Genomic DNA, 2,257 nt, shown 5'->3' with positions numbered 1-2,257 from the left:
GATCGGCGCACACTCCGGTGACGGTGGCTCAGTGGTCTTGGTCGGGCGGTCCGTGTGGGTGCCGACGGATGCGGATGTTGCAGTCGATGACGGTGGTGTGGTCACGCTGCCGCTTCGCTTCTTCTCGCTGGCGGGCCAGCGCCTGGCACTCCGCGCAGCCGTGCACTGGAGGTGGCTCAAGGAGCGGCAGGCCTACGTGTGCGGGTCGGGGAGTCACAGTCGTCCCTTCCGGAGAGCGAGTCGGCGCAGGGTCACGGCGATCTCGCAGCGGACCTCCTGCACGACGCCGTCGACGACGGCAACCTTCTCCCCGCTGCATCGTTCGCAGTCCCCCATGCAGTGGACGAACAGGGCCTCGTATGCCGCGTGCGCCACGTGCTCGGGGCAGCCGCGGGGGTGCACTTCGTACTCGCCGTCCAACCGCTTCTTGCGGCGCGGCCCGAGGGTGACGGCGGCCTCCTCGGCGAGTGGCTTCTCACCGCTGTCCCAGATGCACGTGAAGCCGCGCACCTGCTCCTCGGTGAGGCCGTCGAGGCTGGGGAGCTCCAGGAGTCCCAGCGCCAGCTCTACGGGTGTGAACTCGGTCTGTGTGCTGCTCATCTGTTGTCCCTCGTGGCTTGCGGTCGGCGATGGCGGTCTCCCGAGCGCCGGGTCACCGGCTTGTCCCTAACTGCGCCCACAGCCCGCACTCGTCGGTGGTGAGCCCGGAGGTCGTGGCGAGGCCGGTGATGATCTGCCAGCCGGGCCCGTGGCTGTATAGAAGCGGGAGCGGGTCGGGCCCGAGTGCCGTGATGCGGATGCGAGGGCCAGCCGTCGACAGGGTCATCTCCACCACGGGTGCGCCCGATCCAAGGATCGCCAGGTACAGCTCGTTCGCGACCGTCGGGGCGTCGGGGTGCATCACGCGGCCGGCGACCCACAGGCGGACGTGGCGCGCCTCGATGGGCTCCGCCTTGAATGGCTTCTGCCACGTTTGACCCGACTCGGGCATGGCTATCCCCCGCCGCCTATTTCCTGCTTGCGGATAGTGGTTATCTGCTTACAGATTGGCGGGGAGGTTGGCGCCGGTCAAGTCAGTCACGGCACTATGTGTGCACAGAATCGGATGGATCACTGTGGGAGGTGGGTGCGGTGGCGGAACGCCACGAGCAAGCCGAATACGTGCGCATCGCGGCGGAACTGCGCGCCCGCATCGCCGCTGGCGACTACCCGCCGGGCGCCCAGCTGCCCACGCTCCCCGAACTGTCCGCGACCTACGGCGTATCTCAGACCACGGTCCGCCAGTCCCTCGGCATCCTCCGCGGCGAGGGCCTCATCGAGACCCGGGCTCGCGCCGGCACGCGCGTCCGCCCCCGGCCTGCGATCCACCGCATGGCCGCCGACCGGTACCGCTCCACCTCGGACGCCAAGTCGACGCCCTACACCAGGGACCAGGGCATCGGCTGGTCCGAGTATCGGCTGGACAAGCGGTTCGAGCGGGTACAGGCCGACACCGAGCTGGCAGCCCTGTTCGAGTGCGAGGTGGGCGAACGCCTCCTCGCCCGGCACTTCGTCTTCTACGACAACGACCAGCCGACGCAGATGTCCACCAGCTACGTGCGATGGTCCGACGTGGCCGGGACTCCGGTAGCCGACCCCATCAACGAGCCCTGGCCAGGCGGCACTCGGGCCCAGCTGGGGAGCCTCGGCATCCGCGTCACGCAGGTCACCGAGTCGTTCACGGCGGCCATGCCGACCGAGCTGGAGGCGGCCACCCTGCGGATCGGTGCCGGCGTGCCCGTGCTGCGGTACACCCGGCGGCACGTCGCCGACACCGGCCGGGTCGTCGAGGTCGCCCACCCGATCGTGCGCCGCGGCGATACCACCATCGTCGACTTCCGCATCGACCTCGAGGACTGAGCCCGGACATGACGAAGCGGCCCCGCCCTCCCGAAGGAGAGCGGGGCCGCGGTCATGAGCCGATGTCGTGGAGGTACGGGCGGACCTCGTCGGGTATGGGCTGCGGTGGCGGGGGCGGTTCGAGGCGCTGCTGGCGCATGTAGGCGACCAGGGAGCGCGCCCACCCGGCGATGTACCGCAGGGCGAAATCCTGGGCACCGAGTCGCGCCCGGTCCTGTTCGGCCTGCTGCCGGTCCTGCTCGACCTCCCGTTCCAGACGCGCGATGTGCTCGCTGAGCTTGTCCGTCACCACAGTGAAGTCGTCGCGCCGATCCGCCCCACGCGGGCGGCGAGGCTGCCGCCGGCCGATGACGGCCGT

The 2,257-nt window shown here is 69.9% G+C and carries 4 protein-coding genes; 1 reads left to right on the top strand and 3 read right to left on the bottom strand.

All coding sequences use genetic code 11. From position 1 onward, the window contains the following. Window positions 1–213: 213 nt before the first annotated feature. A complete protein-coding gene (locus ABZ281_RS46575; RefSeq protein WP_356664579.1) occupies window positions 214–600 on the bottom strand; it encodes a hypothetical protein in 387 nt (128 codons plus the stop codon). Window positions 601–652: 52 nt separating this feature from the next. Continuing rightward, complete coding sequence (locus ABZ281_RS46570; RefSeq protein ID WP_356664577.1) at window positions 653–991, bottom strand: hypothetical protein; 339 nt, start codon at window positions 989–991, stop codon at window positions 653–655. A gap of 140 nt (window positions 992–1,131) precedes the next feature. Here ABZ281_RS46570 and ABZ281_RS46565 point away from each other — a divergent pair, with 140 nt between their 5' ends. Continuing rightward, window positions 1,132–1,899: a GntR family transcriptional regulator gene (locus tag ABZ281_RS46565; protein ID WP_356664575.1), complete on the top strand. Its 768-nt coding sequence runs from the start codon at window positions 1,132–1,134 to the stop codon at window positions 1,897–1,899. Window positions 1,900–1,951: 52 nt separating this feature from the next. Here ABZ281_RS46565 and ABZ281_RS46560 read toward each other — a convergent pair. After that, a partial coding sequence (locus tag ABZ281_RS46560) for a hypothetical protein (protein WP_356664573.1) occupies window positions 1,952–2,257 on the bottom strand: 306 nt, incomplete at its 5' end.

Source organism: Streptomyces sp. NPDC006265, from assembly GCF_040613555.1.
Classification (GTDB): Bacteria; Actinomycetota; Actinomycetes; order Streptomycetales; family Streptomycetaceae; genus Streptomyces.
Note: the sequence above shows the minus strand (reverse complement) of the source record. Positions and strands in the feature narration are given on the sequence as shown.